Annotated in this window: 12 protein-coding genes; 4 read left to right on the top strand and 8 right to left on the bottom strand. The window is 72.1% G+C overall.

Features of this window, described 5'->3' with window-relative positions; all coding sequences use genetic code 11:
• Positions 1–14 precede the first annotated feature (14 nt).
• The 4 genes from HD593_RS34925 to HD593_RS34910 are packed head-to-tail and all read left to right on the top strand — an operon-like array spanning position 15 to position 4,072.
• On the top strand, positions 15–503 hold the full coding sequence (locus HD593_RS34925) for a (2Fe-2S)-binding protein (protein WP_185106196.1): 489 nt from the start codon (positions 15–17) through the stop codon (positions 501–503).
• Positions 500–1,468, top strand: a complete 969-nt coding sequence (locus HD593_RS34920) for an FAD binding domain-containing protein (RefSeq protein ID WP_185106195.1) — start codon at positions 500–502, stop codon at positions 1,466–1,468. The genes HD593_RS34925 and HD593_RS34920 overlap by 4 nt, the downstream gene beginning before the upstream one ends.
• Positions 1,465–3,498, top strand: coding sequence for a xanthine dehydrogenase family protein molybdopterin-binding subunit (locus tag HD593_RS34915; protein WP_185106194.1), 2,034 nt, complete (start codon positions 1,465–1,467; stop codon positions 3,496–3,498). The genes HD593_RS34920 and HD593_RS34915 overlap by 4 nt, the downstream gene beginning before the upstream one ends.
• Before the next feature lie 49 nt (positions 3,499–3,547).
• Entirely contained in the window at positions 3,548–4,072 is a 525-nt protein-coding gene (locus HD593_RS34910) for a DUF6328 family protein (RefSeq protein ID WP_312903928.1), read from the top strand.
• Here the strand turns inward: HD593_RS34910 and mnhG are convergent.
• The 8 genes from mnhG to HD593_RS34870 form a co-directional block, all read right to left on the bottom strand.
• On the bottom strand, positions 4,015–4,338 hold the full coding sequence (gene mnhG / locus HD593_RS34905; protein WP_185106193.1) for a monovalent cation/H(+) antiporter subunit G: 324 nt from the start codon (positions 4,336–4,338) through the stop codon (positions 4,015–4,017). The genes HD593_RS34910 and mnhG overlap by 58 nt on opposite strands.
• A complete protein-coding gene (locus HD593_RS34900) occupies positions 4,335–4,595 on the bottom strand; it encodes an MrpF/PhaF family protein (RefSeq protein WP_185106192.1) in 261 nt (86 codons plus the stop codon). The genes mnhG and HD593_RS34900 overlap by 4 nt, the downstream gene beginning before the upstream one ends.
• Positions 4,592–5,125 (bottom strand): Na+/H+ antiporter subunit E, encoded by a 534-nt coding sequence (locus HD593_RS34895; protein WP_185106191.1) that lies wholly within the window; start codon positions 5,123–5,125, stop codon positions 4,592–4,594. Before HD593_RS34895 ends, HD593_RS34900 begins: the two co-directional genes overlap by 4 nt.
• 16 nt (positions 5,126–5,141) lie before the next feature.
• Entirely contained in the window at positions 5,142–6,722 is a 1,581-nt protein-coding gene (locus HD593_RS34890) for a Na+/H+ antiporter subunit D (protein WP_379478843.1), read from the bottom strand.
• A gap of 62 nt (positions 6,723–6,784) precedes the next feature.
• Entirely contained in the window at positions 6,785–7,600 is an 816-nt protein-coding gene (locus HD593_RS34885) for a Na(+)/H(+) antiporter subunit C (RefSeq protein ID WP_185106190.1), read from the bottom strand.
• Positions 7,597–10,374: a Na+/H+ antiporter subunit A gene (locus tag HD593_RS34880; protein ID WP_185106189.1), complete on the bottom strand. Its 2,778-nt coding sequence runs from the start codon at positions 10,372–10,374 to the stop codon at positions 7,597–7,599. Before HD593_RS34880 ends, HD593_RS34885 begins: the two co-directional genes overlap by 4 nt.
• A gap of 176 nt (positions 10,375–10,550) precedes the next feature.
• Positions 10,551–11,921, bottom strand: coding sequence for an alpha/beta hydrolase (locus tag HD593_RS34875; protein ID WP_185106188.1), 1,371 nt, complete (start codon positions 11,919–11,921; stop codon positions 10,551–10,553).
• Between the two features lie 240 nt (positions 11,922–12,161).
• Positions 12,162–12,581, bottom strand: a complete 420-nt coding sequence (locus HD593_RS34870) for an SRPBCC family protein (protein WP_185106187.1) — start codon at positions 12,579–12,581, stop codon at positions 12,162–12,164.
• Positions 12,582–12,634: the final 53 nt, after the last annotated feature.

Here is a 12,634-nt window from a genome sequence, read left to right as displayed (position 1 = left end):
GGTAGTCGTGCGAAATGGATATCACCCTGCAGGTGAACGGCGTGCCGCGCACGGTGGACGTGGACCCGAGGATGTCCCTGCTCGACCTGCTCCGCGAACGCCTCGGCCTCATCGGCGCCAAGAAGGGCTGCGACCACGGCCAGTGCGGTGCCTGCACGGTCCTGATCGACGGGCGGCGGGCCAACGCCTGCCTGGCCCTGGCGGTGGCCGTGGACGGCTCGGAGATCACCACCGTCGAGGGGCTGGCGGCGGGCGAGCGGCTGCACCCGCTGCAGAGCGCGTTCATGGAGCACGACGCCTTCCAGTGCGGCTACTGCACGCCCGGCCAGCTCTGCTCGGCCGCCGGCATGCTCGGCGAGCCGGGCCCCAGCGCCGTCACCGACGACATCCTCGTGGACCCGGACCTGACGGACGAGGAGATCAGCGAGCGCATGAGCGGCAACCTGTGCCGGTGCGGCGCGTACGTCAACATCGTCAGCGCGATCGGCGAGGTGGCCAGGTGAAACCCTTCGACTACGCCCGCGCCGGCAGCACCGCCGAGGCCGTACGGGACTTCGGCCCCGGCACCATGTACCTGGGCGGCGGCACCAACCTCGTGGACCTCATGCGGCTCGGCGTGGCGGAGCCGGAACGCCTGGTGGACGTCAGCCGCCTGCCGCTCGACACCATCGAGCCCGTCGGCGACCGCGTCCGCATCGGCGCCACCGTGCGCAACACCGACCTGGCCGCCCACCCGCTGATCCGCAGCCGCTACCCGATGCTGGCGCGCGCGGTGCTGACCGGCGCGTCCGGTCAGGTGCGCAACGTCGCCACCGTCGCGGGGAACCTGTTGCAACGCACCCGCTGCACCTACTTCCAGGACGTCACCAGGCCCTGCAACAAGCGCCGCCCCGGCTCCGGCTGCCCGGCCATCGCCGGCGACCACGCCAACCTGGCCATCCTCGGCACGTCCGACGCCTGCGTGGCCACCCACCCCTCCGACATGGCCGTGGCCCTGGCCGCGCTGGACGCCCAGGTGCACGTCACCGGCCCCGGCGGCGACCGCATCATCCCCATGCCGGGCCTGCACCGCCTGCCCGGCGAGGAGCCCGAGCGCGACACCGTGCTCTCGCCCGGCGACCTGATCACCTCCATCGAGCTGCCGCCCGCGCCGCCCGGCGCCTCGCTCTACCGCAAGGTACGCGAGCGGGCCTCGTTCGCGTTCGCCCTGGCGTCCATCGCGGCCGTGCTCGACGTCCGGGACGGAAGTGTGGCCGGCTGCCGCCTCGCGCTCGGCGGCGTGGCCCACGCGCCCTGGCGGGCGGAGCGCGCCGAGCGGGCCCTGATCGGCGGCCCGGCGACCGGCGAGGCGTTCCTCCAGGCGGCCGAGGCCGAGCTGGAGCAGGCCCGCCCGCTGCCGCGCAACGCCTTCAAGGTGCCGCTGGCCCGCAACCTGATCGTCGCCACGCTTGAGGAGCTCGCACCGTGAACCGTACCGAGGGCCGGGTCAAGGTCACGGGGCTGGCCACGTACGCCGCCGAGTACCCGGTCGAGAACGTCGCCTACGCCTACGTCGTGCAGGCGCAGATCGCCAAGGGCCGCGTCAAGCGCGTGGACGCCACGTCCGCGCTGGAGCTGCCGGGCGTGCTGGCCGTGCTGTCCTGCGAGGCCGCGCCGCGCCTGGCCGAGGACGCCGATCCCGAGCTGGCCCTGTTCCAGAGCCGCGAGGTGGCCTACCGGGGCCAGATCGTCGCCGCCGTCGTGGCCGAGACCCACGAGATCGCCCGCGAGGCCGCCGCGCACGTCCGCGTCGACTACGACGCCGACGACCACGACGTGAGCCTGAGCAGCGACCATCCCGGCCTCTACCAGCCCGAGGTGGTCAACCCGAACTTCCCGTCCGACACCGAGAAGGGCGACGTGGAGGCGGGGCTGACGGCCGCCGCGGCCGCCGTGGACGTCACGTACGAGACGCCCGTCCTGCACAACAACCCGATGGAGCCGCACGCGGCGCTGGCCCTGTGGGACACCGAGGGCCGGCTGCTGGTGTACGACACCGCCCAGGGCACCACCGGCAGCCGCGCCCTCATCGCCGGGACGCTCGGCCTGCCGGAGGACCAGGTGCGCGTGGTGTCCAGGCACGTCGGCGGCGGGTTCGGCTCGAAGGGCACGACCAGGCCGCAGGCGATCCTGGCCGCGCTGGCCGCCCGCATGGTGGGCCGCCCGGTCAAGATCGCGCTGACCCGGCAGCAGATGTTCGACGTCACCGGCTACCGCACGCCCACGATCCAGCGGCTGCGGATCGGCGTGGACGCCGAGGGCCGGCTCACGGCGCTGGAGCACGTCGCGTACGAGCAGAGCTCCACGCTGGTCGAGTTCGCCGAGCAGACGACGGTCCCGGCCCGCGTCATGTACGGCGCGCCCGCGCTGCGCACCGGGCACCGGCTGGTCCGGCTGGACGTGGCCACCCCGTCGTGGATGCGCGCGCCCGGGGAGTGCCCCGGCATGTACGCGCTGGAGTCCGCGATGGACGAGCTGGCCTACGCCGCCGGCCTGGACCCGGTCGAGCTGCGCGTCCGCAACGACCCGGAGACCGAGCCGGACAGCGGCCTGCCGTTCAGCTCCCGCAACCTGGTGGGCTGCCTGCGCGAGGGCGCCCACCGCTTCGGCTGGGAGCACCGCGACCCGGAGCCGGGCGTCAGGCGCGAGGGGGAGTGGCTGGTCGGCACCGGCGTGGCGTCGTCGACGTACCCGGCCAGGCGGTCGCCGTGCAAGGCCGTGGCCACGATGCAGAACGGCGGCGACGTCCTCGTCCAGGTGGCCGCCGCCGACATCGGCACCGGCGCCCGTACGGTGCTCAGGAAGATCGCGGCGGGCACGCTCGGCCTCGACCCTGAGCGGGTGCACGTGGAGCTCGGTGACAGCGACCTGCCGGAGGCGCCGGTGGCCGGCGGCTCCATGGGCACCGCGTCGTGGGGCTCGGCCGTCGTACGCGCCTGCGAGGAGCTGCTGCGCGACGGCAAGGAGGGCCGCGCCGACACCACCGACGAGGTCAAGGCGGACTCCGAGCTGGCCAGGCACGCCTTCGGCGCCCAGTTCGCCGAGGTGCGGGTCAGCGCGGTGACCGGCGAGGTACGCGTGTCGCGGCTGCTGGGCGTCTTCGCCGCCGGGCACATCATGGACGCCAAGCTGGCCAGGTCCCAGTTCCTCGGCGGGATGACGATGGGCATGGGCATGGCGCTGATGGAGGAGACGCTCACCGACGAGGAGTTCGGCGGGTTCCTCCACCGGGACCTGGCCCAGTACCACGTGCCGGCCTGCGCCGACGCCCAGCACGTGGAGGCGTACTGGCTGGACGAGCAGGACGGCGAGCTCAACCCGATGGGCAGCAAGGGCATCGGCGAGATCGGCATCGTCGGCACCGCCGCCGCCATCGGCAACGCCGTCTTCCACGCGACCGGGCACCGCTTCCGCGATCTTCCCATCACCCCGGCGAAGGTCCTCACCGCGAGGTTTTAGCCGGGCTTTGCATGGAAGAAGAAGTCTCTCGTCCGAAGCGGGAGGCGGCGTGACAAGCGAGATGGCGGGGCAGCGCAACGAGTCGGAGCAGGAGCGGGCGGATCGCAACTTCGTCGAGCTGCTGCAGGGCGCGCGCGTGGCGGTCACCGGGGTGCAGGTGCTGTTCGCGTTCCTGCTCACGGTGCCGTTCTCCTCCGGGTTCTCCCGGCTGGACCAGGCGGACCGGTGGCTGTACTACGCGGCGCTGGTGAGCGCGGCGATCGCGTCCATCTGCTACATCGCGCCGACGGCGCAGCACCGCGTGCTGTTCCGGCAGGGGCGCAAGGAGACGCTGGTACGCCGCTCGAACCTGTACGGCATCTTCGGCGCCCTCGCCCTGGCCGTGTCGATGACCACGTCCACGATGTTCGTCATCGACTACCTGTTCCAGGCGACGCTGGCCTGGATCACCGCGGGCGTGCTGGCCGCGCTGGCCCTGTGGACGTGGTTCGCCCAGCCGGGCCTGACCCGCAACGGTCAGTCCTCGGACCGGTCGTCCGCCGAGGGGAACTCGGTGTCGTCGTCGGAGGACTGACGCGTGTAGGCCGCCCGCGCCACCATGTACGCCGCGACCGACACGGTGATCACCTGGGAGATCCCCACCAGCAGCAGCGGCCCCGCGTACGCCCAGGTGGGCCGGTGCAGCCACATGGCCAGCAGCACCAGCAGCACGCCGAGCACCTGGGGTTTCGTGCCGGCGTGCATGCGGTCCAGCGTGGTGCGGAAGCGCATCAGCCCGACCCCGGCCGACAGCGCCAGCGCCGACCCGAGCAGCAGGCAGACGGCCGCCGCGACGTTCACCGCGACCTCCCCGAGAAGAAGCGGGCCAGCGACACCGACCCGACGAACCCCAGCAGCGACAGCACCAGCAGGATCGGCAGGTCCGAGTAGTCGTCCCTGGCCACGGCGAACGCCCCGGCGCCGCACATCGACAGCGCCGTGAACACGTCCAGGGCCACGGCCCTGTCCAGCATCGAGGGGCCGCGCACCAGCCGGTAGAGCGAGGCCGCCGCCCCGCACCACAGCAGGGCCACCGTCGCCAGATACACCGCCGTCATCCCAGCTCCTCCCGGTCCCGCAGGGTCCCGAACGCCCGCACGATGCGCTCCTCCAGAGCGGCCACGTCCGCCAGGACCGCCCCGGTGACGTCCCCGGTCAGGCCCAGGACGTGCACGACGAGCTCCCCGCGGTACTTCTCCACGACCAGCGTCCCCGGCACCGTGGACAGCGCGATCATGGTCAGCACGATCATGGCCTCGGACGACGTGCGCAGCGGCGCCCGGACGATCCGCGTCGGCGGCGCCCCCGGATGCGCCACCCAGAACACCACCCGCGCCGTGGCGGTCACCATGTTCGCGGCGAACCAGAGCAGGAGCCCGGCCAGCGCCACCGGGCGCACCCTGATGCCCGGATCGAGGATGGGCAGCGGCAGCAGCCACGTCACGGCCAGCCCGGTCGCCAGCCCGCCCAGCACGTTCCCCACCGTCAGGTCGCCCCACAACGTCACCCACACCACAGCCAGCCAGGCCACCAGCGGCAGCGGTACCCGCCGCCCCAGCAGCCGCGGCGCCAGCACGTCCCGGATCACAGTCGCCTTCCCGCCGTCATGGCCGCCTCTCCAGCACCGCCGAGATGTACGGCTCGCGCGCCATCAGCTCCGCCGCCGCCCGCTGCGCCAGCGCCGACAGCGGCCCGGCCAGCACCGTGAACGACAACCCGAGCGCGACCAGCGCCGCCACCGACACCGGCAGCGCCACCGGCAGGGTGGTGGTGGTCACGGTGGGGTCCTCGCCGGTGTGCTCCTCGCTCTCCACCACCTCGCCCACCCGGGCCGGCCGCGGCGCCCGCCAGAACGCCTTCCCCCAGGTCTTGGCAACCGCGTACAGCGTGAGCAGGCTCGTCACCAGCCCCGCCGCCACCAGCGTGACCGGCAGCCACCCCCCGGCCGCCAGCCCCGCCTGCACCAGCATCAGCTTGCCCAGGAAGCCCGACATCGGCGGGATGCCCGACAGGTTCATGGCCGGGACGAAGAACAGCACGGCGATCAGCGGCGACGCCCTCATCAGCCCGCCAAGCCTGGTCACCGACGTCGTGCCGGTGCGCCGCTCCACCATCCCCGTCACCAGGAACAGGCTGGTCTGCACGGTGATGTGGTGCACCACGTAGAACACCGCCCCCGCCAGCCCCGCCACCGTGGACAGCGCCACGCCGAACACCATGTACCCGATGTGGCTGACCAGCGTGAAGGAGAGCATCCGCTTCATGTCCGTCTGGGCGACCGCCCCCAGCACCCCGGCCAGCATGGTCGCCAGCGCCACCCACATCAGCAGCGTCGACACCGGCCCCCCGGGGAACAGCAGCGCCTCCAGCCGGATGATCGAGTACACGCCGACCTTGGTGAGCAGCCCGGCGAACACGGCCGTGGCCGGGGCCGGCGCGGTGGGGTAGGAGTCCGGCAGCCACGCCGACATGGGAAAGATCGCCGCCTTGATGGCGAACGCCAGCAGCAGCGTCAGCTCCACCAGCAGCTTCACCTGCTCGGGCAGCGTGGCGAACCGCTCGGCGAGCTGCGCCATCGACAGCGTGCCCGTGGCGCCGTACGTGATGGCCAGCGCGATCAGGAACAACATCGACGAGGCCAGCGCCATCAGCGTGTACGTGGCCCCCGCCCGGATCCTGGACTCCGTGCCGCCGAACGTGAGCAGCACGTACGAGCCGCTCAGCAGCAGCTCGAACGCCACGAACAGGTTGAACAGGTCCCCCGACAGGAACGCGTCCGCCACCCCGGCCACCATCACCAGGAACGCCGGATGGAAGATCGCCATGGGCGCGTCGTGTTCCTGCTCGTCGTAGGCGTTGACGACCGAGTACACCATCACGCAGAACGTCACGGCCGACGACACGACCAGCACCAGCGTCGAGAGCCGGTCGGCGACCAGGCAGATGCCGATCGGCGACGGCCAGCCGCCGAGCTCCGTCACCAGCGGGCCGCGCGAGTCGGCCGCGATCATCAGCACCACCGAGACGGCCAGCGAGATGCCGAGCGTGACCAGGCTGATGACCGACTGCAGGCGCCGCAGCCGCCCGCCGATGGCCAGCTTCACCCCGGCGGCCAGCAGCGGCAGCAGCACGGGCACGCACACCAGGCTCTCCAGCGAGCCGGTCGCGAACGCGCTCTCCGGCACACCGCCGCTGAGCGCGCTGTCCGCCAGGATCGGGCCGGTCACGAGGCCGGTCGCGGGTCCGGTCACGAGTCGTCGCCCTCCAGCTCGGGATCCTGCGCCAGGGCCTGCCGCTCACGTTCCTCCCTGATGGCCGTGCGCATCTGCTTGCGCGCGTCCCGCTGGCGGGCCTTGAGCTTCCTGCGCAGCGCCTTCTCCCTGGCCGCCTGCCGCTCCCGCCCCTGCTCGTGCTCCTCGCGGAGCTGCTCGATCCGCTCCAGGTTCGACATGGCGCCGGGATCCTCGCGCAGCCCCGCCTCCTCCAGCCGCTCCTGCAGCGTCTCCTCCGACAGACCCTCGTAACGCAGCTCGCGCATCCACTGGCCCAGCTCCTCGTGCACGCGCGAGATGCGCCGCTCCAGGTCCGCCTCCTCCAGCCGCTCCCGCTCGGCCTGCTCGGCCTCCAGCTTCGCCAGCTCGGCCCGCTGCTCGATGACCAGCCGCCGGTAGTCGTCCCGCCGGGCCCGTACGGCGTCGCCCAGCTCGCCGCGCCGCGAACGCAGCCGCACCCGCCGGTCCTCGGTGTCGTCCTGGACCTCGTCGCTGCCCGTGAGCTGCCACGAGCGGTGCACCAGCGCCAGCAGGAACGCCGTCACCCCCAGGGTGATCACGATCGCGGTGAGCACCATGGCCTGGGGGAGCGGGTCGGCGATGCCGGGGTTGTCCAGGAAGGGCGGGCCGCCCGCGTCGCCGCCCGTGGTGACGATGAGCAGGTTCACCCCGTTGCCCAGCATGATGACGCCGGTCAGCACGCGGACCAGGCTCCGTTCGAGCAGCAGCGTCACGCCGCAGCTGATCAGCACGCAGCAGGCGGCGAACGGCAGCAGGGAGACGCTGTTCACCCGGTGCTCCCCTCGGCGTCGATCTGCCGGTCCAGCTCGGCGCCGAGCGCGCGCAGCACGTCCTGCACCATGCCGATCACCGACACGTACACGCCCAGGTCGAACAGCAGCCCCGTGGACAGGTGCACGTGCCCGACCAGTGGCACGCCGACGTCGGTGTCCAGCATCTCCAGCGCCGCCCGCCCGAACAGCAGCCCGATCAGCGCCGTGCCCGCCGACAGCGTCAGGCCCACGCCCATCAGCACGCCCGCGTGCACCGGCACGGCCGCCGCCAGCTCGTTCCTGCCGCCCGCCAGGAACCGCACGGTGATCGCCAGCCCGGCCACGATGCCGCCCGCGAACCCGCCCCCCACCCCGCTGTGCCCGATGAACAGCAGGAACACCGACAACGCCAGCACCGTGTGGAACGTCAGCCGCGCCGCCACCTCGAACGCCAGCGCCCGCTGCCCGCGCGGCAGCGTGGCCGCCAGCCAGTGCGTGCGCCCCTCCGGCCGGTGCCCGCTCGCGGCCCGCTCGATGGCGTACGACCTGCGCCGCAGGAACACCAGGCTCGTCACGCCCAGGGTCAGCACGATCAGCACCGCGCTCTCGCCCAGCGTGTCCCAGGCGCGGATGTCGAGGATGATGGCGCTGACGATGTTGCGGGCGCCCGCCTCCCGCGTCGCCTCGTCCATGGACGCGCCGACCGGCTCGGTGCCGCGCGCCGCCATCGCCAGCATGCCCGCCCCCGTGACCACCACCCCCACCGCCAGCCCCAGCCCGAGCCGGAACGGGAACGCCAGCCGCCCCTTCTCCGGCTGGATCGGCAGCCGCCGCAGCACCAGCGCGAAGATGACCAGGCTCAGCGTCTCGGCCAGGAACTGGGTCAGCGCCAGGTCGGGGGAGCCGTGCACGAGGAACAGCAGCGCCGTGCCGTACCCGGTCAGGCCGACGACCAGGGCGAGGAGCACGTAGGCGCGGGAGAACAGTGCCAGGATCGCCGCGGCCGCGAGCAGCACGACGATCGCCGGCTGCTCGGGCCGCTGCCAGGCGACGACCGGCACGTCCAGGTGGGGCTCGCCCCCGTAGACGAGCGAGAAGAGCCCCACACCGACCGTCGCGAGGAGTGTCAGCATCAGGTAATCGGGCACGGAGCCGCGCTGGATGAACCCGGTGAGCTGGATGGCGAACCGGTCCAGCCGCCGGATCAGCGACCAGTAGAGCTGGCCGGAGTCCACCACGTGCAGCGCCGCCCCCGCCCGCGCCACCGGATCCCTGGCCAGGAACAGCACTACCCCCGCCGCCAGGGACACCGCCGACAGCAGCAGCGGGAACGTGAAGCCGCTCCAGACCGCCAGGTGGGAGTGATGGCCCGGATCGCGGAACGTGCCGGTGTAGGCGGACATGGCGCCCTCGTACCAGGGGACCAGGGGCGCCACCAGCAGCCCCAGGACGGACAGCAGCGCCGCGGGCACGAACATGGCCGCCGGAACCCGATGCGCCTCCCCCGACCCGGGCACGGCCTCCTGAGGCCCGGACAGGGGCTTGCGCGCGAAGGCGCCCCAGAGGAACCGCAACGTGTACGCGGCCGTCAGCGCCGAGCCCGCCACCACCCCGGCCAGCGCGAGCGGCGTGTCCAGCAGCGCCTCCAGCGCCGCCTCCTTCCCGGCGAACCCCACCAGCGGCGGCAGCCCCGCCATCGACGCGCCGGCCAGCACCGCCACCCCGCACACCCAGGGCATCACCCGCCCCAGCCCGCTCAGCGCCCTCAGGTCCCGGGTGCCCGCCGCGTGATCGACGATGCCCACCACCAGGAACAGCGCCGCCTTGAACAGCGCGTGCGCCAGCAGCATGCCGGCTCCTGCCAGCGCCGCCCCCTCGGTGCCCGAGCCGAACAGCACCACCAGGAAGCCGAGCTGCCCAACCGTGCCGTACGCCAGCAGCCGCTTCAGATCGGTCTCCCGTAACGCCCGCCACCCGCCCAGCAGCATCGTCACCACGCCCAGCGGCACCGTGACCGCCCGCCACAGCGCCAGGTCGCCGAACGCGGGCCCCAGCCGGGCCAGCAGGTAGACGCCGGCCTTCACCATGGCCGCCGCGTGCAGGTACGCCGACACGGGGGTGGGGGCGGCCATCGCGGCGGGCAGCCAGGTGCTGAACGGGAAGATCGCCGACTTCGACAGCGCCCCGGCCAGCACCAGCACCACCGTGGCGGGGGCGAGGTCCGCCGGGCGGAGCTGCGAGATCTGGTACGTGCCCGCCGCCTGGCCCAGCAGCACGAACCCGGCCAGCATCGCCAGGCCACCGGACGTGGTGACCGTCAGCGCCTTCATCGCCGCCTGCCTGCTCATGCGGCTCTCCGGGTCGTACCCGATGAGCAGGTAGGAGAAGACCGTGGTCAGCTCCCAGAAGACGTACAGCAGCAGCAGGTCGTCGGCGGTGACCAGGCCCAGCATCGAGCCGGCGAAGGCCACCATCGCGCCGCCGTAGCGGCCGAGCCCGTCGTCGCCCTCGGGGAAGTAGCGGGCGCTGTAGCAGAGCACGAGCACGCCGACGCCGGTGACCAGCGACATCATCAGCACGGCCAGGGCATCGGCGCGGAAGGACAGCTCCATGCCCAGCGCCCACGGGGTGCTCTCCCGTACGGGCAGCCCGCGCGTCGCCAGCCACCCCGTGTAGCAGAACGCCGCCGCCGGAGGAACGGCCAGCACGGCGAAGGAGGCGCGACCCAGGCGCGTGGCGAGCCAGGGAGCGCAGGCGGCCGCCACCGCGTGCAGGATCAGCAGCGACTCCATGGGCTCCTCGGGCGGTCTCCCAGCGGTATGGGGCGAGCCGGTGGGAATTTCCGGCTACGTCCGCCCAATCTCTCCCGGTGCCGCCACGCTCACCACGCAGGCGCGGCCGGGGTTGACCCGAAAGACACCAGTCCCACACCTCGGTGAGGTGCGGGACTGGTGAATGACCTGGAGGGTCAGGCCTGAGGATGGGGATCGCGGCAGGTCCCGGCCCGCGGGGCCGCCGCCGTGATCAGGTACTGGTCCACCTTGCGGTCCAGGCAGGCCGACCCGCGGCCGTACCCGGTGTGCCCGTCGGCGTCGTTGGTCAGCAGCACGCCCTGGTCCAGCTGCCCGGCCAGCGACTCGGCCAGCTTGTACGGCGTCGCCGGGTCCCGCGTCGTGCCCACCACCACGATCGGCGGCGAACCCTTGGCCTGGACCTTCTTCGGGTACCTGGTGCCCTTGACCGGCCAGTTCGGGCAGGGGTTCTCCGGGTGGTCGACGCAGTTGATCGCCATGAGCGCCTCGAAGCTGTTGTCGTAGCGGCCGTCCGGGCGGCGGCCGTTGCTCTCGTCTGCCAGCAGCAGCAGCTTCGTGCCGTCGCCCTCGTACGCCTCCTTCAGCGCCTGGCGCAGCTTCGGCCAGGAGCGGGGGTCGTACATGGAGTAGTCCACGGCGGCGCTCACGACGGCCTCGGTGACCTGCCGGCCGTCGTACTCGTTGCGCAGCGGCGACTTGTCGGCCTGCTCGTAGAGCTCGTCGAGCTGCTCCTGCGCGCCCTCGATCGTGCGCTCGCGGAACGGGCAGCCCTTGGCCTTGAAGCAGTCCTTCATGAACGACTCCGTCGCCACCTGGAACGCGTCGTCCTGGTCGGCCATGAGGTCCTGGGCCTTCTCCGAGGGGTCCTCGGCGCCGTCGAGCACCATCGCGCGGATCCGCTTCGGGAACAGGTCCGCGTAGACGGCGCCCAGGTACGTGCCGTAGGAGAACCCGAGATACGTCAGCTTCGCGTCGCCCAGCGCGGCCCGCATCACGTCCATGTCGCGCGCGGAATCCACCGTGCCCACGTGCGCGAGCAGTTCCTCACCGGAATTCTTGGCGCAGTAGTTTGCGAAAACCTTGTCCCAGTTTTCCGCTTTCTTGACCTCGGTCCTGGTGTCCGGGGTGGGGTCGATCGCGAAATACGCGTCGAGATCCAGCGTGTCGAAACAGCGCACCGGCGAGGACGCGCCGACACCGCGCGGATCGAAACTCACGACGTCGAACCGCTCGCGGATGTCCGCCGAGACGGCGTCCTTGCTCGCCTTGAGCGTGTCCACGCCCGAGCCGCCGGGGCCGCCGAAGTTGAGCACGATCGAGCCGATCTTCTTGCCGGTCGCGGGCAGCCGGACCATGCTGATCCCGACCTGCTTGCCGCTGGGCTTGGCGTAGTCCAGGGGCACCGACATGGTCGTGCACTCGTAACCGTTGCCGCACCCGGCCCAGGCCAGGCGCTGGCCGTAGTAGGAGTCGAGTCGAGCGGGGGCTGCGGCGGCCGTCGTGGTCGAACCCGTGACGGCGATCAAGCCTGCGAGAACAGGCGCAAGGAATTTGCTTGGACGTCGCATAAGAGCACATTCGTAGGCAACACTTGCGACGTTCTTTATAGGCGTTCGGGGAGATCCGGTGCAAACCGGAATCCAGCCATAGCGCGACCCGGTTTCAGCCGCGGGATGACGTCGGAACGCCTGTTTCATCGGGGACGAGAATCGGAACAGTCGGGTGCGGGACGGTCATGCGCAGGAGTAGAAAATCTACCTGGGGGGTCAGCCGGCGTCGGAGACCCGCCGCTGCACCTCGTCGGCCAGCCGGTCCAGCGACCGGTCCAGCAGCTCCCGCACCTCATCGGCCCGAGCCCCCGACTGGGCCTCGTCCAGCAGGCTGATGTGCACCGTCACCTCGCTGGCCCCGGCGGCCGAGTCGGCCACCTGCAGCCACCCGGAGTAGTCGGGATGGTCGCGCCCGCCCCACTCCACCCTGAGCTGCTCCTCCGACGCTCGGAACAGGCCCTCGTGCTTGCCGTCGCCCGGCACCAGCGAGCCATCGGCCTCCACCGTGCCCGGGCCGCTGTCGTGCACCGACAGGCCCTGGGGCAGCCACCGGTCCATGAGCTCCACGTCGGACGCGACCCCGAACACCACCATGCTCTCGGCCGGCATCCCGCGCGTCGCCTCGAACTCCGCCATACCGTCCCCCAAGAGGCACCCGAGTTCCAATGCCAGCGCCGTACCCCTGTGAT

This window comes from Nonomuraea rubra, assembly GCF_014207985.1.
GTDB classification, from domain to species: domain Bacteria; phylum Actinomycetota; class Actinomycetes; order Streptosporangiales; family Streptosporangiaceae; genus Nonomuraea; species Nonomuraea rubra.
The sequence above is the reverse complement of the archived record's forward strand: the minus strand, read 5'-3'. Positions and strand labels throughout refer to the sequence as shown.

Bases quoted from the DNA above. Each gene is read 5' to 3' on its own strand.
- HD593_RS34925 (WP_185106196.1), top strand. From the start codon at position 15: ATGGATATCACCCTGCAGGTGAACGGCGTGCCGCGCACGGTGGACGTG.
- HD593_RS34900 (WP_185106192.1), bottom strand. From the start codon at position 4,595: ATGACGGCGGTGTATCTGGCGACGGTGGCCCTGCTGTGGTGCGGGGCG.
- HD593_RS34880 (WP_185106189.1), bottom strand. From the start codon at position 10,374: ATGGAGTCGCTGCTGATCCTGCACGCGGTGGCGGCCGCCTGCGCTCCC.
- HD593_RS34870 (WP_185106187.1), bottom strand. From the start codon at position 12,581: ATGGCGGAGTTCGAGGCGACGCGCGGGATGCCGGCCGAGAGCATGGTG.